Source organism: Streptomyces sp. RPA4-2, assembly GCF_012273515.2.
Lineage (GTDB): Bacteria > Actinomycetota > Actinomycetes > Streptomycetales > Streptomycetaceae > Streptomyces > Streptomyces kaempferi.
The window spans coordinates 7064205-7085650 of sequence record NZ_CP050975.2; the positions used below are offsets into that span (position 1 = coordinate 7064205).

Below are 21446 nucleotides of genomic sequence, written 5' to 3' on the forward strand. Positions count from 1 at the left end.
GAGCGGGTGCGATTGAGAGTGGAGTTCACGACCGAGCCCTTCGACCTCGACGAGGCACCCCCGCACGCGCTGGTAGCCCGCGAGGTCATCGAGGCGGCCGCGCTGGACGCCGTGGACGTCGGTCCGTTCGGCAACACCGCGGAGGGCGGCGCCGATGCCGTGCTCGACGCGGTCGACGCACTGCTGCGCAAGGCTCTGGCCGCGGGCGCCACGCGGGTCTCGCTGCAGGTGAACGTGGTCGGGGAGGGCGATAAGTGACCGGTACCGGGGACGATCCCTTCGTCGCGGCGGTCAAGCCGCTGGTCGACGCCATGGGCGGCGAGATGCTGGCGCCGGGCGACGCCGGACCGGACGACGTCGTGCTCTCCTGGGAGGGCTCGAACGTGGTGGCCGTACGCCTGCCGCAGCTCGCCGACTCGCTCGATCACATCCTGGCCGCCCTGGAGCGCAAGCACGGCAAGCCCCTGGCCGACCTCGACCGCAAGGCCAAGCAGGAGGTCGTACGGGTGCTGGAGGCGCGCGGGGCCTTCTCCGTGCGGCACGGCGTGGAGACCGTGGCGGGCGCGCTCGGGGTGAGCCGCTTCACCGTCTACAACTACCTGAACCGCGAGAAGCAGCTCTGAGGGGAGTCCGGAGGGCCCGAAGGGGACGGAGGGATTCCGAAGAGGTGGGCGCCCCCGCCGGCGAGGACGCGCAGGTCAGGAGTCCGGCGGGCCCTTCCCTTCCAGCCGGCAGGCCCATCGCGGGGCCGCCGCCGTCCGGATCACCCGGACGGCGGTTTTTGTTACCCGGATTTTTCAACAAAGTGTTGACGTGATGTTTTCGAGGGCGTTAGCTGTCCGCAGCCCGTCCAGCACAAGGCCACGGAGGCATCCCGTGACGTCGAGTACGACACCCGGCGCTCTCGCCCGGTTCAACGCCCTGGAGGAGCGGGCGGCGTACGCCGCACTCCTCGAGGTGTGCGCCTCGGCGGCCTGGGTGCGCGGCCTGCTCGCCCGGCGCCCCTTCGCCACTCCCGACTCCCTGTTCACCGCGAGTGACGCCGCCATGGCCGAACTGTCCGTGGCGGACCTGGCGGAGGCGATGGCCGGACACCCGCCGATCGGGCGGCCGAGACCCGGCGACCCGACCTCCTCCCGGGAGCAGCGCGGCATGGCCGGCGCCTCCGAGAAGCTCAGGGCGGAGATGCTCGAACTGAACCTGGCCTACCAGGAGAAGTTCGGCCATGTCTTCCTCATCTGCGCCACCGGCCGGACCGGCGAGCAGATGCGCGACGCGGTCGAGGAACGCCTCGGCAACGCTCCCGAGCGGGAGTACGAGATCGTCCGCGTCGAGCTGACGGCGATCAACCGCATCCGCCTCGGCCGACTCCTGGAGGAAGAAGAGGCATGAGCACCGACCCCACGAGCACCGACACCACGGCTTCCGTGTCCACGCACATCCTGGACACCAGCGTCGGCCGCCCCGCCGCGGACGTCGCCGTGCGGCTGGCGGCCCGTGACGGCCGCGACGCCGACTGGCGCCCGCTCGGCGGCTCCGCGACCGACGCGGACGGGCGGTGCAAGGACCTGCCGGCGCTGCCGGAGGGGACGACCCATGTACGGCTCGACTTCGAGGTCGAGGCGTACTTCGAGAAGAAGCAAGCCGATGCGCAGCAGGACGCCCCCGCGAACCGGGACAGCGGTACGAGCGGAGTGTTCTTCCCCGAGGTGGCGATCACCTTCGCCGTGACGCCGGGCGAGCACTACCACGTACCGCTGCTGCTCAACCCGTTCGGCTACTCCGTTTACCGAGGGAGCTAGCAGACAGATGACGGACAACTCCCGACCCGCGCGCCCTGTGGTCCTGGGACAGAACCAGTACGGCAAGGCCGAGAACCGGGTCGTCAGGATCACGCGCGACGGCGACACCCATCACATCAAGGACCTCAACGTGTCCGTGGCGCTGAGCGGTGACATGGAAGAGGTCCACTATTCCGGCTCGAACGCCAACGTCCTGCCGACGGACACCACCAAGAACACGGTGTACGCCTTCGCCAAGGAGCACGGCATCGAGTCCGCGGAGCAGTTCGGCATCCACCTCGCCCGGCACTTCGTGACCAGCCAGGAGCCGATCAGGACGGCGCGCATCCGGATCGAGGAGTACGCCTGGGAGCGCATCGTGACCTCGGACGCCAACTCCAGGTTCATCGGCGCCGACGAGGTCAAGCACTCCTTCGTGCGCAAGGGCCAGGAGACCCGGGTCACCCAGATCACCTTCGACGGTGCGACCTGGGAGGTCGTCTCGGGACTGAAGGACCTCGTCGTGATGAACTCGACGAACTCCGAGTTCTGGGGCTTCGTCAAGGACAAGTACACGACGCTGCCCGAGGCGCACGACCGCATCCTGGCGACCGAGGTCTCCGGCCGCTGGCGCTTCAACTGGAGCGGCGACGAGCAGAAGATGCCCAACTGGGAGAAGTCCTACGACCAGGTCAGGAAGCACATGCTCCAGGCCTTCGCGGAGACGTACTCGCTCTCGCTGCAGCAGACCCTGTACCAGATGGGCGCGCGCATCATCAACAATCGGAGCGAGATCGACGAGGTCCGCTTCTCCCTCCCGAACAAGCATCATTTCCTGGTGGATCTGAAGCCGTTCGGGCTGGAGAACGACACCGCCGATGGAGCCGTCTACTACGCGGCCGACCGTCCCTACGGGCTGATCGAGGCCACCGTCCTGCGTGACGGCTGCGAGCCGCGCATCCCGGTGGACCTCACCAACCTCTGACCCCAGCCGGTGCCCCCGGCCGGCCGGGGGCACCCCTCTCCATCGGCACCCGTGGCGTCGACCGCCGCGGCACTCAAACCTCCTGGGGTCCTGCCGTCCCCTCTCCGCAGAGCGAAAAGGACGCATCATGGCAGCAGCCCAGCGCATCGTCATCGAGAACTGTTCGATCGCGACCGTCGACGCCGACGACACCGAGTACGCCACCGGGTACGTCGTCGTCGCCGGAAACCGCATCGAGTCCCTCGGCGCGGGCAGCGCCCCCGAGGGGCTGGAGAACGTGGTCCGCCGCGTCGACGGCACCGGCCACCTGGCCACACCCGGCCTGGTCAACACCCACCACCACTTCTACCAGTGGATCACCCGCGGGCTCGCCACCGACCACAACCTCTTCAACTGGCTCGTCGCGCTGTACCCGACCTGGGCGCGCATCGACGAGCAGATGGTGTACGCCGCCGCGCAGGGTTCCCTCGCGATGATGGCCCGTGGTGGTGTCACCACCGCCATGGACCACCACTACGTCTTCCCGAAGGGCTCCGGAGACCTGTCCGGCGCCATCATCCGGGCCGCCCGCGAGGCGGGTGTCCGCTTCACCCTGGCCCGCGGCTCCATGGACCGCAGCGAGAAGGACGGCGGCCTGCCGCCGGACTTCGCCGTCGAGACCCTCGAAGGCGCCCTCGCCGCCACCGAGGCGACCGTCGACGAGCACCACGACGCCTCCTTCGGCGCCATGACGCAGATCGCCGTCGCCCCCTGCTCGCCGTTCTCCGTCTCCACCGAACTCCTCACCCAAGGCGCGGAGTTGGCCCGACGCAAGGGCGTACGGCTGCACACGCACGGTTCGGAGACCGTCGAGGAGGAGCAGTTCTGCAAGGAACTGTTCGGGATGGGCCCGACCGACTACTTCGAGTCCACCGGCTGGCTCGGCGAGGACGTGTGGATGGCCCACTGCGTCCACATGAACGACTCCGACATCGCCGCCTTCGCCCGTACGAGAACGGGCGTCGCCCACTGCCCCTCCTCCAACGCCCGTCTGGCGGCCGGGATCGCGCGCGTCCCCGACATGCTCGCGGCCGGCGTCCCGGTCGGCCTCGGCGTCGACGGCACCGCCTCCAACGAGTCCGGCGAACTCCACACCGAGCTGCGCAACGCCCTCCTCGTCAACCGCCTCGGCGCCCACCGGGAAGCCGCCCTGAACGCCCGACAGGCGCTGCGTCTCGGCACCTTCGGCGGCGCCCAGGTCCTCGGCAGGGCGGCGGAGATCGGCTCCCTGGAGCCCGGCAAGCTCGCCGACCTCGTGCTGTGGAGGCTCGACACCCTGGCGCACGCCTCGATCGCCGACCCGGTGACCGCGCTGGTCTTCGGCGCGGCGGCTCCGGTCACCCTCTCCCTCGTCAACGGCCTCCCGGTCGTCGAGAACAGCCGGCTGCTGCACGTCGACGAGGACGCCGTCGCCCGCTCCACGCGGGCGGAGGCACAGCGCCTCGCGCGGATCACCGCGCGGGCCTGAGCAGTCCGAAGATCTCCGGCCGGGGGGGACGGCCCTCGGCCGGAGGCCATGGACCCGAGCGGGGTCCATGGCGGCCGTCCCCGGTGGGCGCGCATGGACGTGCGCGCCCACCGGGACGGTCCCCGTCACCCGGACGCCCCGCCTCCTGACGGCCCCCGCCGTCCGGACGGGCCTCCTCGTGACGGCCATCGTCCCGGTCCCGCACGACCGCGCATCACCTCCCTGACACCCGCGTCGCAGCCGACGCGTAACCGACCGGAGGAGCCGCCGTGGCCGCCCCATCGACGCCCAGCAACGAGGCAATACCGCACAACGAGTCGAAGCACCCGGTCGACGAGAAACTCCCGCCGCTGAGAATGGCCGCCAGCGGTCTCCAGCACGTCGCCGCCATGTACGCGGGAGTCGTCGCCCCACCTCTGATCGTCGGCGCCGCCGCGGGCCTCTCCGGCAGCGAACTGACCTTCCTCACCGCCGCGTGTCTCTTCACCGCCGGCCTCGCCACCTTCCTCCAGACGCTCGGCTTCTGGAAGATCGGCGCCCGGCTGCCGTTCGTCAACGGGGTCACCTTCGCCGGCGTCGCCCCCATGACCGCGATCGTCGCCTCCACCAAGGACAGGAGCGACGCGCTGCCGGTCATCTTCGGCGCGGTCGTCGTCGCGGGTGTCCTCGGCTTCGTCGCCGCCCCCTTCTTCAGCAAGGCGGTCCGCTTCTTCCCGCCCGTCGTCACCGGGTCCGTCATCACCCTCATCGGCGTCTCCCTGCTGCCGGTCGCCTTCGGCTGGGCGCAGGGCCCCGACCCGGCGGCCCACGACTACGGTTCGCCGACCTTCCTGGGCCTCGCCGGCGCGACGCTCGTGATCGTGCTGCTGCTGCGCCGCTTCACCCGCGGGTTCGTCAAGCAGATCGCCGTGCTGCTCGGACTGGTCGCCGGCACGCTCGTCGCGATCCCCCTCGGCATCACGGACTTCACTCCGGTCGCCGACGCGGACGTGGTGGGCTTCCCGGTCCCGTTCCACTTCGGCGCACCGCAGTTCCAGCTCGCCGCGATCCTCTCGATGTGCGTGGTCATGGTGGTCTCGATGACCGAATCGACCGCGGACATGCTGGCGTTGGGCGAGATCGTCGAACGGCCCGCCGACGAGCGGACCATCGCGGCGGGCCTGCGGGCCGACACGCTCGGCTCCGCGCTCAGCCCGCTCTTCAACGGCTTCATGTGCAGTGCCTTCGCCCAGAACATCGGCCTCGTCGCGATGACCCGGGTCCGCAGCCGGTACGTGGTCGCCACGGGCGGCGGCTTCCTGGTCCTGATGGGCCTGTGCCCGATGGCGGCCTCACTGATCGCGGTCGTACCGCGTCCGGTGCTCGGCGGCGCGGGTGTGGTCCTCTTCGGTTCGGTCGCCGCCAGCGGCATCCAGACCCTCGTACGGGCCGGCCTGGACAAGGACAACAACGTCCTGATCGTCGCCGTGTCGCTGGCCGTAGGCATCATCCCGATCACCGCGCCGGACTTCTACCACGCCTTCCCGCAGACCGCGCGGATCGTCCTGGACTCGGGGATCTCGACGGGGTGCGTGACCGCCGTGCTCCTCAACCTCGTCTTCAACCACGGGGGCCGGCGGCGTGACGCGGGCGAGGTCACCCACCCCATGGAAGCCGGCGAGGACCTGAAGGCCGTCCCGGCCCACTGACCCCGCGGACGTCACCACCGGCACGGAGACGTCCCGGCGACGCGCGCGGGGCGCGGCATCACGAGTGCCGCGCCCCGCGCCGTCGGCCGTGGAGCCGTCAGCCGATGTGGTAACTGTCCCCGTAGACCTTCCAGTCCAGCGGTGTGTTCAGGTTGAGGTTCCGGTTCTTGACGAACACCCGCTGCTCGGTGTCGACCCGGGTGGTGTCGGAGTGCGCCTCCTCCTGCTTCATCGCCCAGACCCGGGCGTCGAGGAAGGCGTTCAGATACGTCACCTCGTCGCCGCCCTGGGCCGGCGGCTTCGCCTTGGCCAGCGCCCGCTTGCGGATGCTGCTGAAGCTGGTGCTGTCCGTGCCGTCGCCGTGCATGACGATGGCGTCGTAGTAGGTGAACTGGCCGAGCACACCGATGCCGTCGGCCTTGCCCCGCTGGACGGCCGGGTTGAAGTAGACCCGGTCGCGCTCGTCGTTCTGGGCCTGCTGGAACGCCGTGTCCTGGGCGGCCTTGCGCCAGTCGGCGGGGAAGCCGGGGTCCAGGCCCTGGTGCGAGTCGCTGCCGTCCACGTCGCGCAGCGCGGGCAGGTACTTGGCGAGGACGTTGCCCGGCTTGCGCTGGGTGTACAGCTCGACGAGGTCGAGCATGTCACCGGTGCCCGAACAGAAACCGATGATCCCGGCGGTGTAGCCGCGGCCGTCACCGATGTCCTCGATGTACTTGTACTGAGCCTTCCAGTCCAGCGAGGAGTTCTCCGCGCTGGAGACCAGCTTCATGGCGATCTCCTTCTTCGTCGGGTCGTCCAGGCCGACGGCCGCGGCACCGCTCGCGGACTGCGCCGCGAGGACCGGACCTGCCACCAGTGAGGCTCCTATCAGAGCGAGCAGGGTGCGTCGTGAGGTGTGGATGTGGGGGGTGTGCACGGTACCTCCGATGAGGGGAGTGAGGCGTCCACTTACTGTTAGGAAGGTTTCCTACCAGAGATTGGACGCGGCGGATACCCGTCAGGAGGAGGCGAGTTGGCGATGCTTCCCGGCCAACAGGCCCTAAAAGCAGGCAGTTTGGGCATTCAGCCGATGGTCATGAGGGGGAGTGCGCGTCGTGGAGGGGCCGGGCGTCCGTCGAGGGCGTGGAGGAGGCGGCCCCTGGACGCAGGGCGGTGGCCGTCAGCAGCAGGGCCGCCGCCGCGATCCCGGTGGCCACCGCGAACGCCAGCCGGTAGCCGTCTGCCGTCGCCGTGACGAACGGAGCGCCTGTGCCGGTCAGGCGCTCCGTGCGGCTCGCCGCCAGCGTGGTGAGGACCGCGAGGCCCAGTGAACCCCCCACCACCTGCGTGGTGTTGAACAGCCCGGAGGCCAGTCCCGCGTCCTCCTCACGGACGCCCGCCATCGCGAGTCCCGTCACCGCGGGCATCGCCGCCGCGAACCCGGCGGCGAGCAGCAGCATCGCGGGCAGCACGTCGGCGGCGTACGTGCCATGGACCGGGGCCCGGCTGAGCAGAGCCATGCCCGTCGTGACGAGGGCGAGCCCGAGAAGCAGGACCCGGTACGGGCCGAAGCGGGCGATCGTCCGTGCGGACAGGCCCAGCATCAGCGCCCCGATCGCGACCGGTGCCGGCAGGAACGCCGTCCCGGTCAGCAACGCGCCGTATCCCAGGACGCGCTGGAGGTAGAGGGCACCGATGTACTGGAAGCCGTACATGCCGGCGATCATCAGGATCTGGACCGCGTTCGCGCCCGACAGTGGACGGGAGCGGAACAGCCGCAGGCGCAGCAGTGGACGCGCGGCTCGTGTCTGGCGCACGAGGAACGCGGCGTAGAGCGCCACGGCGAGCCCGGCCAGGGTGAGTGTCGCGCCCGGACTCCGGTCGCCGGTGCCGACGATCGTGTACACCGTCAGCATCAGTGCGGCCGTGACCAGCGCCGCCCCGGTCCAGTCGGCGCCCCTGCCCAGCCCGACTCCCTTCTCCGGCGCGAGGATCCGCACCGCGGCGACCCAGGCGGCCACCCCGATCGGCAGGTTGACCAGAAAGATCCAGTGCCAGCCGGCGGCCTGCGTCAGCGCCCCGCCCAGAAACGTCCCGAGCGCACCGCCCGCGGCGCCGACCGCGCTGAACACCGCGATGGCACGCGCCTGTTCGCGCGGTTCGGGGAAGAGTGCGACCAGCATGCCGAGGACCACCGCCGAGGTCATCGCCCCGCCCACACCCTGCAGGGCGCGGGCCAAGACCAGCGTGCCCGGACCGGTGGCGACCCCGCACAGCACGGACGCCGCCGTGAACACGGCGAGCCCGGTGGTGAACATCCGCCTGCGGCCCACCAGATCGCCCAGCCGCCCCGACAGCAGCAACAGGCCGCCGAACGGGATCAGATACGCGTTCACCACCCAGGCGAGCCCAGGCCCCGAGAACCCCAGGTCGCTCTGGATCGCGGGCATCGCGACCGTGACGACGTTCCCGTCCAGGATGGTCATCAGGGTGCCGGCGCACAGGACGATCAGCGACGCCCGGCGGGAGTACGTCCGCGGTGCGGGTGCGGGTGCGGGTGCCGGTCCCGGTGCCGGTGCCGGTACGTGTGGCGGTGTCGGGGGCGGGTTCCGGGACGGCATGGCGACGACCTCCGTGTAATCCATGGACTTCGCTGTTCCGTGAAGTCCATGGGTGCGGGACACTCCATAGGTGCACGACTTGTAACGGGGTACATCGTGAGTGCCCATGGGGTACGGCATAAGGAGGTACTCGGATGTCCCGGGGGAACACCGGTGTTACCGCACAGGCCGTGCACGCGGAGGCGTGCCCGGTCCGGGAAGTTCTTGACAGGGTCGCCGGAAAATGGAGCGTGCAGATCCTCGTGGCCGCCGCGCACGGTCCGATCCGCTTCACCGAGCTGGAGCGCAGCATCGACGGCATCAGCCGCCGCATGCTCACCCTGACGCTGCGCAATCTGGAACGCGACGGACTCGTCACGCGGACCGTCCACCCGACGGTTCCGCCCAAGGTCGAGTACGAACTTACAACGGTGGCGCGTGAGTTGCATGTGACCCTGCTGTCCCTGACGGACTGGGCCGAGCGGCACCGCGTCACGATCGCCGAGTCCCGCGCGGCCTACGACGACCGGCACCGGCCGGAGCCGCTGGACGCGTAGACCGCCTCGCGGCGCGGCTCAGAGGCCGAAAAGTCCTGCCCTCGCCCCGGGCGAAAACGGACGTCACCCCGCTGCGCGACCGGCGTGCTCAGACGCGCCGGGGAGACGCCAGCACGTACCGCACGCCGGTACGCGGCTCCGTGTACTCGCCGGTCTGCCAGCCCGCCTTGTCCAGCGTGGCCGCGCAGGCCCGCAGCGCCTCGGGACCGGGCTCGTGAACGGCGACGGCCTCCGGCTGCGGTGTCGCCCGGACCCGGTAGCCGCCGGCCGCGGCGTCCGCGCCCGCCGGGCGGTGCCCGGCGGCCTCCAGGGCGAGCGCGGCCGCCTGCACCAGATGCGTACGCTCCCACCCGCACGGGCGGTCCACGGCGCCGTCCGGACGGGTCATCCGGCGCAGCTCCAGGAGTCCCTCCCAGGCGCTGCGCACCTCACGCGCACGGGAGGGTCCGCCCGCCGCGGCCTCCTCGCCGCCGACCCGCGCGGCGAACACCCCCGCGTCGGCGGCCGGGGGAGCGGGCGTACCCGGGACGGCCCCGGGGGTTTCCGAGGGTGCCTCGGGGGTCTCCCGCACGCGATGTCCGGCGGGCGTCAGGAAGTGGTCGTGCGGCGGACGCGGATGCCTGAAGGCGAGCCCGCGTGTCACCAGCGCCGCGATCTGGCTCTCGGTGCCCCTCAGCCGGCCGGTCACGGGGTCGGCGGCGTCGATCACACGCCGCTGCGCGGCAGTCGGCGGTCGTGTCATGGCGCACCCCTTCCCCTGGACCAGGCCGGTGTCGGTCCATTCGAAGACTACGAGGCGGGTCTGACATTCCAGCCGGCCACCACATGCCGGCGGTGCTCGGTGCTCAGCCGGCTCACGGTCCCGGTGGCGAGCTGGAACAGCGCGCCGTCCTTCGCGGGCAGCCCCAGCCGCCGCGCCGTCAGCACCCGCAGGAAGTGCCCGTGGGAGAAGACGGCGACACTGCCCTGCACCTCGGCGAGAGCCGCGTCGATCTTGGCCAGCATCCGTTCCGCGCGCGCTCCGACCTGCCCGGGGCTCTCCCCGGGATGCTCCGGCGGTCCGGGCACGACACCGTCGTCGAAGAGGAACCAGTCGGGCCGGGCCCGGTGGATCTCCACGGTCGTCACGCCTTCGTACCCGCCGTAGTCCCACTCGCACAGGTCCGCGTCGACCCGCGCCCCCTCGAACCCGGCCAGCCGCGCCGTCTCCCGCGCCCGCTGCATCGGGCTGACGAACGCCGCGGAGATGTGGAACGAGGCGATCAGCGGGGCCAGCCGCCGGGCCTGCTCGCGGCCGTTCTCGGTCAACGGGATGTCGGTCGATCCGGTGTGCCGCCCGGACAAGGACCACTCGGTCTCGCCGTGCCGCACGAGAAGGAGGTCGCCCATGGTTGTGGTTCCTCTGCTCGCCGAAGGTTCACGCGACCCCCAGGCTACGAGCCCGGACCTCCGACTCCACGGACGCGCACGGGTGGGGCGTGGCCGTCAGGAGGGGGAGGAGGTGACCGCGAAGGCGACGAAGGCGGTCCAGTGGTCGGGGGTGAAGCCGAGGTGGGGGCCTTGGGCGTTCTTCGAGTCGCGTATGTGGATCGTGCGGGGGGTGGCGGCGATTTCGACGCACTCAGGGCCGTCGTTCGTGCTGTAGCTGCTCTTGTACCACTTCAGCTCGGAACTACCGGTGTTCATGTCTCTCCCAGCGCTTTCTCGATGAAGGCCAGCGAATCCCGCGGCGTGAGGGCCTGGGCCCGGATGATCCCATACCGGATCTCGAGGACCTGAGTCTCCTTGGGATTGGAGATCAGCCGACTGGTGAGCTGGACCTCGTTGTGTCCCACCGTGTCGCCTTCCCGGAGTTTCAGCAGATGGAGCGACCCCGCGAGTCCGGCGTGGTCCTCGCGGTCCGTGGGCATGACCTGGATCTCGACGTTGCGCCGTCGGCCGATGTCCAAGAGGTGTTCGAGCTGTCTGCGCATCACCATTCTGCCTCCGAGTGGACGGCGCAGTGTCACCTCCTCCTGGACGAAACTGAAGATGGGGGGCGGCTGTTGGGCGAAGACCTCCTGGCGTGCCAGTCGCGCGGCGACCAGCCGTTCCATCTCGTCCTCCGTGAACAGCGGGCGACGCATGCCGTACAGGGCTCGCGCGTACTCCTCTGTCTGCAGCAAACCGTGGACCACCGTGTTGCCGTACGCGCAGATCTCGACGGCCTCACCTTCCAGCTTCGCCAGATCCCGTACCTTCTTCGGGTACCGGGCCTCCTCCACGTCCTTGGCCAGTCCGGCGATCATTCCGGCCGCCCCGAGCGCCTGATCCGCCGCTTCGAGGAACTGCCTTCTGGGCGCCCGTCGTCCGCGCTCCACGGACGACACCTGTTCCTCGCTGTACCCGATCGCGGTGCCCAGTTCGGACTGCTTGAGCGCCGCCCGTTCGCGCCACATCTTGATGACCTTGCCCACCGTGCGCAGCACGGCCGCCGAGTCGTCGTCGGTGCCGTCGGCCGGCCGCGGCTCGTTGGCCGTGACGTCCATGTCCCCCACCTCCACGCGGCGCGGGCCGGACAGCGCCGGACCGCGACCGGACAGTGACCCCGCGTACCGCCGATGTCACTGTTCAGCGTAGTGACGATCGACCACGCTGAGTGACATGAACGTCGATATTGCCGCCGCCGCCCGCGACTTCACTCTCCAGCTGTCGGCGACCCGCAGAGGCGCCCGGCTGGCCCGCCTCCTCGCGTCCGACCAACTGCACAGGTGGGGCTGGCCCTACGGCTGCGAGGGGAACCGCACCGCCGCGCTGCTGGTGGCGGAGCTGGCGTCGAACGCGGCGCTGCACGGCCGGGAGAGGGGGCGGGACTTCCGGCTGGCCCTCACCGCCCGCGCCGACGCGACGCTCCGTATCGAGGTGACGGACCCGCGCCCGGACCGCCGTCCGCCCGAGCCGGGTTCCCTCCGGCAGGCCCCGCCCGAGGCCGAGTCGGGCCGGGGGCTCCTCCTGGTCGAGGCGCTGGCCGCGCACTGGGGGACGACGTGCGGTGACCCGTACACCAAGACGGTGTGGTGCGAGGTCGGTCTGGGGTGAACGCGGGCGTCGGACGCCCGCCGCTACTGCCGGTACCCGCTCAGGAACCTCCCGATCCGGCTGATCGCCGCGTCCAGGTCGTCGGCGTGCGGGAGGGTGAGGATGCGGAAGTGGTCGGGGCGGGGCCAGTTGAAGCCGGTGCCCTGGACGACCTGGATCTTCTCGCGGAGCAGCAGGTCCAGGACGAACCGCTCGTCGTCGTGGATCCGGTGCACCTCGGGGTCGATGCGCGGGAAGGCGTACAGGGCGCCCTTCGGCTTGACGCAGGAGACGCCCGGGATCTCGTTGAGCTTCTCCCAGGCCCGGTCGCGCTGTTCGCGCAGCCGGCCGCCCGGCGCGGTCAGCTCGTGGATGGACTGACGGCCGCCGAGGGCGGCCTGGATGGCGTACTGGGCGGGCGCGTTGGCGCACAGCCGCATGGAGGCCAGCATCGTCAGGCCCTCCAGGTAGTTGCGGGCGTGCTGCTTGGGACCCGTCACCACCAGCCAGCCCGAGCGGAAGCCCGCCACCCGGTACGTCTTCGACAGACCGCAGAAGGTCAGGACCACCAGGTCGGGGGCGAGCGCCGCGGCCGAGTGGTGGACCGCGTCATCGTAGAGGATCTGGTCGTAGATCTCGTCCGCGAAGACCATCAGGCCGTGCCGGCGGGCGAGGTCGAGGATGCCCTCGACGACCTCCTTCGGATAGACGGCGCCGGTGGGGTTGTTCGGGTTGATGATGACGACGGCGCGGGTCCGGTCGGTGATCTTCGACGCCATGTCGGCGAGGTCCGGGTACCAGTCCGACTGCTCGTCGCAGAGGTAGTGCACGGCCTTGCCGCCGGCGAGCGTGGTGACGGCCGTCCAGAGCGGGAAGTCGGGTGCGGGGATGAGGACTTCGTCGCCGTCCTCCAGCAGGGCCTGGACGGCCATCGAGACGAGTTCGGAGACGCCGTTGCCGAGGAAGACGTCGTCCACGTCCACTTCCAGGCCCCGGTCCTGGTAGCGCTGGGCGACGGCCCTGCGGGCGGAGAGGACACCGCGTGAATCGGTGTACCCGTGCGCCTGGGGCAGCATCCGGATCATGTCCTGGAGGATCTCCTCCGGAGCCTCGAAACCGAAGAGCGCGGGGTTGCCGGTGTTGAGGCGCAGCACACTGTGGCCGGCCGCCTCCAGTGCGTCGGCGTGCTCGATCACCGGGCCGCGGATCTCGTAACAGACCTCGCTGAGTTTGCTGGACTGCCGGAACTCCATGAGCTGCGTCCTCCGGTTCGTGGTGTTGCTTGGTTTTACCAAGTAGGTGCTTGGAAAGTCCAACAACGTGTCTAGACTGCGTCGCATGTCACCTCGCCGAAGCTACGACCAGTACTGTTCCGCGGCCCGCGCGCTCGACGCCGTCGGTGACCGCTGGACCCTCCTGATCGTCCGCGAGCTGCTCGGCGGCCCGCGCCGCTACACCGATCTGCACGCGGATCTGCCCGGCGTGAGCACGGACGTTCTCGCTTCCCGGCTCAGGGACATGGAGCGTGACGGGCTGACCACCCGGCGCAGGCTGCCGCCGCCCGGCGCCGCGTACGTCTACGAACTCACCGACCGGGGTGCCGAGTTGCTCCCGGTTCTGCAGGCCCTCGGTGCATGGGGCGCGCCCGCTCTCGGCGAGCGCGGGGCCACCGACGCCGTACGGGCGCACTGGTTCGCGCTGCCGCTGCTGCGGGGCCTGGCGGGGGAGGGTGAGGGACTGATCGAAGTCCTTCTGGACGAGGGCGAGTTCCATGTACGGCTGGGTGTCCAGGACGGCCCGGTCTACGGGGACGGGCCCGCCCCGCGGGAGCCGGACGTCCGGCTGTCGCTGGACACCGCGACCTGTACGGCGGTGAGCCGTGGGACCTCGACCGTGCTGGAGGCGGTGCGGGAGGGCCGTATCGAGGTCACGGGGGAGAGCACCCTCGCCAAGGTGCTGCGCGGGGAGTGACACCCGTACGCCGGCCGCGTGTTCGGTGGCCGGCGCGTACTCCGTGGTGCGGGCGTGCCGCCCGCGCCGGACACTTCCAGCGTGCTCGAAAACATTGCGGGCGGCGGGGCGGCGACCACAGGGTGGCAACCGCGGGTGGTTCGAACGCCGTTACGACGGCAGGAGGCCGCCCGAGCGTGGGGGTGTCCCGCACGCCACCCGCCGGACCGGGGCCCGGACGGGGGGCGGGTCGGACGGGGACGGGGCGCGCCGTGCTGTGGGGGGAGCACGGCGGGCCCTCGCCGTCGTACGGGCGTCCACGCCTTCGTGCGGGCGGCGTTCACGCCCTCGTGCGTGCCTAGATGCCCGGGGGCACCCGGGAAGGCCGTCCCGATCCGCGGGTCAGCGCGTAGCCGCCGATGCCCGCGAGCGCCGCGAGGATGCCGCCGATCGCGGTCCACACCCAGCGGTCGGACCACCAGCCGGAAGTCCAGCCGTCGTCGGGCTCGATCGACGACAGCGCGGTCTTCGACGATCCGGAACCGGAGTCGGACTTCTTGGCGCTCGTCGCGATCCCCGGCACCAGCGGCTTGCCCAGCGAACCGTCCACCGCGGCCGCGCCGCCGATGTCCTTGGAGTCGACCTTCACCTCCGCGCCGACCGGCAGGCCCAGTTCGGACGCCGGCAGTCCGGTGGCCGTCAGCCGGATGTAGTACGTGCCCGGCAGCGGGTCGTCGGCCCAGGTCTCCGACCAGGCGCGCACCGTGCGCAGGGTGCAGGACAGCTCCACGGTGGCCGTGTCCTGCGCCGCCGTCCGCGTCTGCGCCCCGTACTGGCACGCCTGGCGCCGCCGCAGTCCGTCGTACACGTCGACCTGCCAGGTCTCGGACGCCCCGCGCGTCGAGGCCTGCGGCAGCTTCACCGTCGCCTTCACGGTGGGCCGTTGACCGGCGTCCGCGGGGAAGGACCAGTACAGGTAGTCGCCCGCGGACCCGCTTGCGGTGGCCCGCGAGCCCTGCCCGATCTCGGTCGCCGTACGGAACGACGTACCGGCCCGGGTGGGCGCGCTGTCGTCACCCGACGGGCTCGGGGAGGGCGAGGAGTCGGCGACGGCGGGTGCCGCCGCGACCCCGAGCAGCAGCAGAGCCGTACTCAACACACGTCGAAAACGCATCAGTTGGTCCTCCAGATCGCGATCCGCAGGCGCGAGAGCCAGCCCCACAGCACACCCGCGAGGAAGCCGATGACGACGAGGGCGCCGAGCAGCCACCAGCCGCGCCCGAGGCCGAAGGAGGCCACGTCGCTCGCCTGGTCCGGCCCGTCGACGACGTCGACCGTCAGCTCCAGCGGCATGCCGGGCGTGGTCTTCACGCCGCTCGCCGCCGAGAAGGAGTTGGACACCTGGAGGCACACGGTCTCGGCCGCGGCGTTCTCGTCGTCGCTCTCCGCCTTCGGATACCGCAGACCGGTCGAGATGACGTCGGTACGGCCGTTGCCCGCCGCCTCACCCCGCACGATCTCCCGTCCGTGCACCGTGACGGCGCGCAGCAGCACCCCGTAGTCGGGGTTGACCGTGCGGTCGGCCGCGACGCTCACCGAGGCGCGCAGTTCCTTGCCCGGCTCGACGTCCACCCGGTACCAGCGGTGCTGCGCGAACTCCTCACGGTCGGTGTAGAGCCCGGACTTCAGGGCCGGGGCCTCGGCGCAGGCGTCGGCGCCCTCGACGGCGACCGGCGTCGCCACCGGATCGGCCGCCCGGTCGACCAACTGGCCGACTCGGTCGGTGAGTTCTTCCTTGTGCTGGACCGAGGTGTAGGTGCCCCCGGTCGCGTCCGCGATGCAGCTGAGCTGGTCGCGGGTCTTGGCGTCGGGCACCAGCCCGAGCGTGTCGATGGTGAGACCGACGCCCTTGGCGGCGATCTCCCGGGCCACCTCGCAGGGGTCGAGCGGCTGGCAGGTGTCCTCGCCGTCGCTGATGAGGACGATGCGCCGGGTGCCGTCGCCGCCGTCGAGGTCGGCGGCGGCCTTGAGCAGCGCGGGGCCGATCGGTGTCCAGCCGGTGGGGTTCAGGGTCGCGACGGCGGTCTTCGCCTCCGTGCGGTCCAGCGTTCCCACCGGGTACAGCTGGGCGGTGTCCTTGCAGCCCGTCTTGCGGTCGTTGCCCCGGTAGTTGGCGCCGAGGGTGCGTATGCCGAGCTGGACCTCCTCGGGTGTCGCGTCCAGTACCTCGTTGAACGCCTGCTTCGCGGCGGCCATTCGTGATCCGCCGTCGATGTCGCGTGCCCGCATCGAACCGCTGACGTCCAGCACGAGTTCGACCTTGGGGGCGGCCTGCGCCGCCGTTTCGTCGGCGACCGCTCCGGCCGGGAAGGCGATCCCGGCCGTCAGGGCGGCGAGCAGGGCGCAGACTCCCGCCGCCAGCCGTTGTCTTGTGATCATCGCCGGATCCTATTGATCAAAGGTGCCGGGCTTCAAAACGATCTTCAGGACGGGCGTCCGGTGAACGGGTTGGGAAGCCGCGCCCAGATGTCCCCGGGAGTCTCCGGGGACAGCCTCATCAGGGTCAACGCCTTGGTCGGCAGGGGCCCGTCGAGCAGCGCCGTGAGGTCGGGGGTGCGGGGCAGGTCGCCCACCACGCTCGCCAGGTCCTCGCGCAGCACGGCCGAGGAACCCGCCGTCGCGCCCAACGCGCCGGCGACCAGCGAGCCGAACAGCTTCCGGCGCAGCGTGGTCTCGTCGTCCGTGACGATCCGTCCGGACATCGCGGGGGCCGCGATGCCGTGCCGGGCCAGCCGGACCGGGCTGACGCGGATGTCCGCCAGGTCGCGGTAGACGAGCCGCAGCGGTTCCCCCGCGCCGGACAGCACGACCAGGAGGTTCTGTCCGTGCGCCTCCAGGGCCACCCCCAGGTCGAGCAGCCGCAGTCCGACGGTGAGCGCGAGACGGGCGAACCGCGCCGTCCAGCCCGGGGACCGGGGGAGCCCGGTGGCCGCCAGGGCCGCCACCGGGACGACGCGCTCGCCGGCGTCGGCGTACAGGTCCGGCGACTCGCGCAGCACCGCCGCCAGCGCGGGGGAGTGGGCGGACACGGCACCCAGGGTGCGGGTCACGTGCAGCAGACCGTCCGTACGGCCCGCGATCTCCTCCGCGAACGCCGAGACCGTCGCCGACGTCTCGATCGAGTAGACCGAGATGTCCCGGACGGAGGACGTCAGCCGGGCGCTCAGGGCCGTCTTGACATGCGGGCCGTCCGGCAGCGCCAGGGTCCGCAGCGACATCAACGGATGCGCGGGGAAACCCTCTTGGTCACGCCGGTCGAGGACGTGCGCCGCCTGCCAGGGGTGCACCGGGATCAGCACACGGTCCTCGTCCCGCAGCCACTTGGGCCACTCGCCGCGCACCAGGCAGTCGTCCACGGCGAGCAGCCCCAGCTCCACGACCGGCCGGTGCTCCGGGCCGTACGCGAGCTGCTCGGCCGCCGAGAACCCGGGGCGGGAGCGGCAGTTCGGATGGTAGGGGTGCCCGTCGACCACCCGCTGCTCCCACTCCCAGCTCGCCGCGGGTTCCCGGCCGACCGGAGCGGAATGTGCGCGGGAGAGGGCCAACGAAGCGGCGCTGTGGCCGAGTTCGGCCGCGAAGGCGGGGGCGTGCGGGACGGCCAGGGCCGTCATCAGCCGGTCCGGACGGTCGTACGGCCGGTCGTCGAGCCGCAGCTCGGTGACGTACGCGGCGGTGGCGTACGGGTCCGCGTGCGGGCCGTGCAGCCGCCGCCCGTCCGTGAGGTGCAGCGTGAGACCCTCGCGCCCCCGCTCGCGGCGCGCGATCCACGGCAGCGGCTCATGGGCCAGCGCCCGCCACAACCGGGTCAGCACGGCGGCCCGGGCGCCGGGGAGGCCGTCCGCGTACGGCGCCGACAGGTCCGGGCGCACGCTGCCCAGTTCGTCGGCGAGCGCGGCTTCGGCCTCGGGCATGGGGGGACGGTGCACGGTCGGGCTCCTTGGATACGGGGGCTGCGTCGCGGTCGCCCGCGCCGACAGACATAATGATCACCAGTGCACCGTAGGGAACGAATGGACCGCGTGGACTCCATGCCGCCGAGACTGCCTCCGCCCGCCGGGAGCGACCGAGAGGGCGAAGACGCCGCCGACGCGTACGCCGCGGCGCCGCTGCTCAATTGTCTGCTGCGGGAGGTGGCGGAGCCCGCCGGGGACCGCGGTACGTTCCGGCTCCGGGCCAGTGGCCGGCTGATGCGGGTGCGGGGCACACGACGGCCCCGCGCTCCCGAGGTGTACGCCGACGGTGCCTGGCAGCGCCTCGACCACACCGCCCTGGTCGAGCTCACGGCGGAGGAACTGCTGCTCCTCACCCGTCTGCCCAACTCCGAGCTGCCCGCGGAGATGACCGACAGCCGTGACACGGTGGCCGCGCTGCTCGCCGCGCGCTCGGTCGCGACGCCGCCCGCCGACCCGTACGTGCGCTCCGAGCAGTCCCTGATCACCGGGCATCCGTACCACCCGGCGCCCAAGACGCGCGGTGGCGGCCCCGCCGCCGGCTGGCTGCCGTACGCGCCCGAGGCGTACGCCCGCTTCCCGCTGGAGCTGCTCGGCGTGCGCGAGGACACGGTCGTCGAGGAGGGCGACACGACGCCGCTCGACGTCCTCGGGCGGGCGCCGGACGGCTACCGGCTGCTGCCGGCCCACCCCTGGCAGCTCGACCTGGTCGGCTCGCGCCCGGCGATCCGGGACGCCTTCGCCGACGGCCGGCTGGTCCGCCTGGGCCGCACGGCGCGCCCACTGTGGCCGACGGCCGCCATCCGCACGCTGTACGCCCCCGAGGACGACCTCTTCGTCAAGTTCAGCCTCGACGTGCGCATCACCAACGACATCCGCCGGCTGTGGCGGCACGACCTGCTGAAGCTGCGCCGCACGGACGCGGCGACCGCGGCGGCCTTCACCGCCATGAGCGCCCCCGCCGCCTGGCTGAGCGACCGCGGGTACCGCACCGCCGACTTCGCCTTCGAGGAGCTCGCCGTCCTCGTCCGCGACGGACTGCGCGAGCATGTCGCTCCGGGCACCACACCACTGCTCGCGGCCGCCCTGGTGGAGGGCTTCGCGGGCAGCCCCCTCGACGGTCTCGGTGATCCGTCCGCCTGGTGGACGGCGTATCTGCGCCAGGTCGTACCGCCGGTGCTGGAGGCGTTCGCGCGACACGGCGTCGTCCTGGAGGCGCACCTGCAGAACACCCTGGTGGCCGTGGACGCCGCCGGCACGCCCGTGCAGGCGCTGTTCCGGGACGCGGAGGGCGTGAAACTGCTGACGGACGTGGACCGGGCCGCCGGGTGGGAGCGGCTGGTCTACTGCCTGATCGTCAACAACGTGATCGAGCTGGCCGCCCTGCTCGCGGAGCGGCACCCGGGCTGGGACCCCTGGCCCGCCGTACGGACCGTACTGGCCGGTCACGGCCTGCCCGGGATCACGGACGCGGTCACGGACCTGCTCACCGCCCCCACTCTCCCCGGCAAGACGAACCTGCTGCTCCGCTGGACCGGCGCGGACGGCGCCGACGCCCGCTACCTGCCGCTGCCGAACCCGCTGGCCGGCGACTGACCCGACCGCCGCCGGCCCGCGCGGCCCGGCCCGTCGTCCGTGCCACCGCCACCGGCTGCCACGGGGCGCGATGGCACGGGGCGATGGCACGGGGCGATGGCACGGGGCGATGGCACGGCGGGGCGCGTGCGGAGAGGGCCTCCTCACGTGGTCTTCGACGGGTGGTCCTCGGCGGCATCCGAGCCGTACGCCGGTCGGATTCGGCCTAGTCCGTCGCGGGGGCCGGGGTGAAGGTCACGGACAGGCTGACCGGTCCGCGCATGAGGCCGACGGGTATCCACGGAATGTCGGCCGGCGGCACCGCCGTGGCCAGATCCGGGAAGCGTCGCAGGAGTGTCTCGAGGCCGACCTCCGCCTCCAGCCGGGCGAGCGGCGCGCCGAGGCAGTGGTGGATGCCGTGTCCGAACGACAGGTGACGGACGTCGGGGCGGCTCACGTCGAGGACGTCGCGTTCCGTCTCCGTCATGGCGGGATCGGCTCGTCCGACCGAGGTCAGTGCCACCACGACGGCGCCTCCGCGCGGGATCCGGGCGCCGCCGAGGGTGATCTCCTCGGCCGCGTACCGCATCGGTGTGAACTCGACCGGCGGATCGAACCGCAGTAACTCCTCGACGGCGCCGGGCAGCAGCTCCGGCCGCTCGCGCAGCCGCAGTGCCTGCTCGGGGTGGCGTAACAGCGCCACCATGGCGTTGCCCAGGAGGTTCACCGTCGTGTCGTGACCGGCCACCACCAGGAGGTTCGCGGTGCCCACCAGCTCGGCCCTGGACAGCCGGCCGTCCCGCTGGTCGTACACCGCGGTGAGGGCGGACAGCAGGTCGTCACCGGGTGAACGCTGTTTCTCGGCGACGAGTTCGGCCAGATAGCCGTTGAGCTTGACGAAGGCCTCCCGTTGCATCTCCGCCTGCGAACCGAGGGCCTGGGACGTCCAGGCGCGGAACGAGGCGCGGCCCTCCTCCGGCACGCCCAGCAGTTCCGAGATGACCTGGACGGGAAGCGGGCCGGTGAACGACCGGACGAGATCGGCGGTGCCCAGCGGCGCCATCGCGTCGGCGAGGCCCTCGGCGATCTCGGCGACGCGCGGCCGCAGCGCCTCGATCCGGGGCCTGGTGAACGCGGCCGCGACCAGACCGCGCAGCCGGGTGTGGTCGGGCGGGTCGGCGTTGAGCATGTTGGCACCCAGACCGGACTCCGGCCGATGAGCGGTGAATCCGACCGCTTCGAGGGCCTCGGCGGCCGGCGTCGCGTCCTTGAGCAGAGCGGGGTGGGTCAGAGCGGCCTTCGCCAGGTCGTGGTCCACCACCACCCAGGTGTCGAGGCCGCGCAGGATCTGCATCTTGTGGATGGGACCGCGGGCACGCAGTTCCGCGTACCGGTCGTGCGCGTCGGCCTTGAAGGCGGCGTCCAGCACGGCTGTGTCGTCGTGGTCGGTCGTGGTCATGTTCGTTCCTCCTGTCCAAGTGCGGTGTGCGTGCCGGGGTTCGGGACCGCCCGCCATGGACGTCGGCGCCGGTTCGGCGGGGAACCACCGGTGACCGCGACGGACACCTCACCGGCCGCAGGGGGGCCGGCGTGCCGGTGATGGCGTCCACGGGCCGGCCGGGGCCCTCACCCTCGACGATCACACTCGACCACTATGCTCACCTCGGGCCGGAGGATGGGGCGCATCCGCCAGACAGCCTGGGAAAATGCTCACAGAAGTGATCGCGAACCGCTACGTCGCGCTCGCGCGGGAGGAC

Annotated in this window: 22 protein-coding genes; 11 read left to right on the plus strand and 11 right to left on the minus strand. The window is 71.6% G+C overall.

Translation table 11 applies throughout. The annotated features are described in order from the left end of the window. Positions 1-6 precede the first annotated feature (6 nt). From HEP85_RS30820 to HEP85_RS30850, 7 genes are all read left to right on the plus strand, one after another. Positions 7-258, plus strand: a complete 252-nt coding sequence (locus HEP85_RS30820) for a hypothetical protein (protein WP_168530799.1) — start codon at positions 7-9, stop codon at positions 256-258. Further along, positions 255-623, plus strand: coding sequence for a helix-turn-helix domain-containing protein (locus tag HEP85_RS30825; RefSeq protein ID WP_168530800.1), 369 nt, complete (start codon positions 255-257; stop codon positions 621-623). Before HEP85_RS30820 ends, HEP85_RS30825 begins: the two co-directional genes overlap by 4 nt. A gap of 253 nt (positions 624-876) precedes the next feature. After that, a complete protein-coding gene (gene uraD, locus HEP85_RS30830) occupies positions 877-1392 on the plus strand; it encodes a 2-oxo-4-hydroxy-4-carboxy-5-ureidoimidazoline decarboxylase (protein ID WP_168530801.1) in 516 nt (171 codons plus the stop codon). Then, on the plus strand, positions 1389-1802 hold the full coding sequence (gene uraH, locus HEP85_RS30835) for a hydroxyisourate hydrolase (protein WP_168530802.1): 414 nt from the start codon (positions 1389-1391) through the stop codon (positions 1800-1802). The genes uraD and uraH overlap by 4 nt, the downstream gene beginning before the upstream one ends. 7 nt (positions 1803-1809) lie before the next feature. Next, the gene (gene pucL / locus HEP85_RS30840) at positions 1810-2766 is read left to right on the plus strand and encodes a factor-independent urate hydroxylase (RefSeq protein WP_168530803.1); all 957 of its coding nucleotides are present in this window, start codon (positions 1810-1812) and stop codon (positions 2764-2766) included. Positions 2767-2893: 127 nt separating this feature from the next. Beyond that, the gene (locus HEP85_RS30845; RefSeq protein WP_168530804.1) at positions 2894-4273 is read left to right on the plus strand and encodes an 8-oxoguanine deaminase; all 1380 of its coding nucleotides are present in this window, start codon (positions 2894-2896) and stop codon (positions 4271-4273) included. Between the two features lie 356 nt (positions 4274-4629). Beyond that, positions 4630-5961, plus strand: coding sequence for a nucleobase:cation symporter-2 family protein (locus HEP85_RS30850; protein ID WP_168534183.1), 1332 nt, complete (start codon positions 4630-4632; stop codon positions 5959-5961). Positions 5962-6058: 97 nt separating this feature from the next. On the opposite strand, the gene HEP85_RS30855 is transcribed toward HEP85_RS30850, so the two are convergent. Both HEP85_RS30855 and HEP85_RS30860 read right to left on the minus strand, forming a co-directional pair. Continuing rightward, on the minus strand, positions 6059-6877 hold the full coding sequence (locus HEP85_RS30855) for a chitosanase (RefSeq protein ID WP_168530805.1): 819 nt from the start codon (positions 6875-6877) through the stop codon (positions 6059-6061). A gap of 157 nt (positions 6878-7034) precedes the next feature. Then, positions 7035-8585 carry an MFS transporter gene (locus HEP85_RS30860; RefSeq protein ID WP_282189863.1) on the minus strand — a complete coding sequence of 517 codons (1551 nt, stop codon included), beginning with the start codon at positions 8583-8585 and terminating at the stop codon, positions 7035-7037. Positions 8586-8695: 110 nt separating this feature from the next. Here HEP85_RS30860 and HEP85_RS30865 point away from each other — a divergent pair, with 110 nt between their 5' ends. Next, positions 8696-9097 (plus strand): helix-turn-helix domain-containing protein, encoded by a 402-nt coding sequence (locus HEP85_RS30865; RefSeq protein ID WP_168530806.1) that lies wholly within the window; start codon positions 8696-8698, stop codon positions 9095-9097. Between the two features lie 88 nt (positions 9098-9185). Here the strand turns inward: HEP85_RS30865 and HEP85_RS30870 are convergent, their stop codons facing one another. The 4 genes from HEP85_RS30870 to HEP85_RS30885 all read right to left on the minus strand — a co-directional run bounded on the left by HEP85_RS30870 (position 9186) and on the right by HEP85_RS30885 (position 11625). Then, on the minus strand, positions 9186-9839 hold the full coding sequence (locus HEP85_RS30870) for a hypothetical protein (protein ID WP_365770070.1): 654 nt from the start codon (positions 9837-9839) through the stop codon (positions 9186-9188). A 47-nt stretch (positions 9840-9886) separates the two neighbouring features. Continuing rightward, positions 9887-10486: a histidine phosphatase family protein gene (locus HEP85_RS30875; protein ID WP_168530808.1), complete on the minus strand. Its 600-nt coding sequence runs from the start codon at positions 10484-10486 to the stop codon at positions 9887-9889. Between the two features lie 96 nt (positions 10487-10582). After that, the gene (locus tag HEP85_RS30880; RefSeq protein ID WP_168530809.1) at positions 10583-10783 is read right to left on the minus strand and encodes a DUF397 domain-containing protein; all 201 of its coding nucleotides are present in this window, start codon (positions 10781-10783) and stop codon (positions 10583-10585) included. Next, positions 10780-11625, minus strand: a complete 846-nt coding sequence (locus HEP85_RS30885; RefSeq protein ID WP_168530810.1) for a helix-turn-helix transcriptional regulator — start codon at positions 11623-11625, stop codon at positions 10780-10782. Before HEP85_RS30885 ends, HEP85_RS30880 begins: the two co-directional genes overlap by 4 nt. Positions 11626-11740: 115 nt before the next feature. Between HEP85_RS30885 and HEP85_RS30890 the strand changes: the two genes are divergently transcribed. Next, complete coding sequence (locus tag HEP85_RS30890; RefSeq protein WP_168530811.1) at positions 11741-12175, plus strand: ATP-binding protein; 435 nt, start codon at positions 11741-11743, stop codon at positions 12173-12175. Between the two features lie 23 nt (positions 12176-12198). Here the strand turns inward: HEP85_RS30890 and HEP85_RS30895 are convergent, their stop codons facing one another. Beyond that, positions 12199-13407 carry a pyridoxal phosphate-dependent aminotransferase gene (locus tag HEP85_RS30895; RefSeq protein ID WP_168530812.1) on the minus strand — a complete coding sequence of 403 codons (1209 nt, stop codon included), beginning with the start codon at positions 13405-13407 and terminating at the stop codon, positions 12199-12201. A gap of 85 nt (positions 13408-13492) precedes the next feature. Between HEP85_RS30895 and HEP85_RS30900 the strand changes: the two genes are divergently transcribed. After that, on the plus strand, positions 13493-14125 hold the full coding sequence (locus HEP85_RS30900) for a helix-turn-helix domain-containing protein (protein ID WP_168530813.1): 633 nt from the start codon (positions 13493-13495) through the stop codon (positions 14123-14125). A gap of 337 nt (positions 14126-14462) precedes the next feature. Here the strand turns inward: HEP85_RS30900 and HEP85_RS30905 are convergent, their stop codons facing one another. The 3 genes from HEP85_RS30905 to HEP85_RS30915 are packed head-to-tail and all read right to left on the minus strand — an operon-like array spanning position 14463 to position 18090. Beyond that, complete coding sequence (locus tag HEP85_RS30905; RefSeq protein ID WP_211118096.1) at positions 14463-15278, minus strand: hypothetical protein; 816 nt, start codon at positions 15276-15278, stop codon at positions 14463-14465. Further along, entirely contained in the window at positions 15278-16543 is a 1266-nt protein-coding gene (locus HEP85_RS30910; protein WP_168530815.1) for a VWA domain-containing protein, read from the minus strand. The genes HEP85_RS30905 and HEP85_RS30910 overlap by 1 nt, the downstream gene beginning before the upstream one ends. A gap of 44 nt (positions 16544-16587) precedes the next feature. Continuing rightward, on the minus strand, positions 16588-18090 hold the full coding sequence (locus tag HEP85_RS30915; protein WP_168530816.1) for an IucA/IucC family protein: 1503 nt from the start codon (positions 18088-18090) through the stop codon (positions 16588-16590). 84 nt (positions 18091-18174) lie between these two features. Here HEP85_RS30915 and HEP85_RS30920 point away from each other — a divergent pair, with 84 nt between their 5' ends. Then, positions 18175-19710: an IucA/IucC family protein gene (locus HEP85_RS30920; protein WP_329291324.1), complete on the plus strand. Its 1536-nt coding sequence runs from the start codon at positions 18175-18177 to the stop codon at positions 19708-19710. Between the two features lie 205 nt (positions 19711-19915). Here the strand turns inward: HEP85_RS30920 and HEP85_RS30925 are convergent, their stop codons facing one another. After that, positions 19916-21148: a cytochrome P450 gene (locus HEP85_RS30925; protein ID WP_168530818.1), complete on the minus strand. Its 1233-nt coding sequence runs from the start codon at positions 21146-21148 to the stop codon at positions 19916-19918. Positions 21149-21446: the final 298 nt, after the last annotated feature.